Here is a 289-nt window from a genome sequence, read left to right on the forward strand (position 1 = left end):
CCCAACAACAAGCTTACTGGAACAGATGTTGGCTACCCTGGTGGGCTGTGGTTCGACCCACTCGGGTGGGGGTCCGGATCACCAGCCAAAATCAAGGAGTTGAGAACAAAGGAAATCAAGAATGGAAGGCTGGCAATGTTGGCAGTCATGGGAGCATGGTTCCAACATATCTACACTGGAACAGGACCCATTGATAACCTCTTCGCTCACCTTGCTGATCCTGGTCATGCCACCATATTTGCTACTTTCAGCCCTAAGTAAGAGAAGCAACAAAGTCGACAGCACAAGT

At 49.8% G+C, this 289-nt stretch carries 1 protein-coding gene; it reads left to right on the forward strand.

What is annotated here, in order from left to right; all coding sequences use genetic code 11:
- The coding region (locus tag D2V08_RS18215) for a chlorophyll a/b-binding protein (protein ID WP_147374034.1) at positions 1–261 on the forward strand (261 nt) is incomplete at its 5' end.
- Between the last annotated feature and the right edge of the window lie 28 nt (positions 262–289).

The sequence above is a fragment of the Flagellimonas lutimaris genome, assembly GCF_003581615.1.
Lineage (GTDB): Bacteria > Bacteroidota > Bacteroidia > Flavobacteriales > Flavobacteriaceae > Flagellimonas > Flagellimonas lutimaris.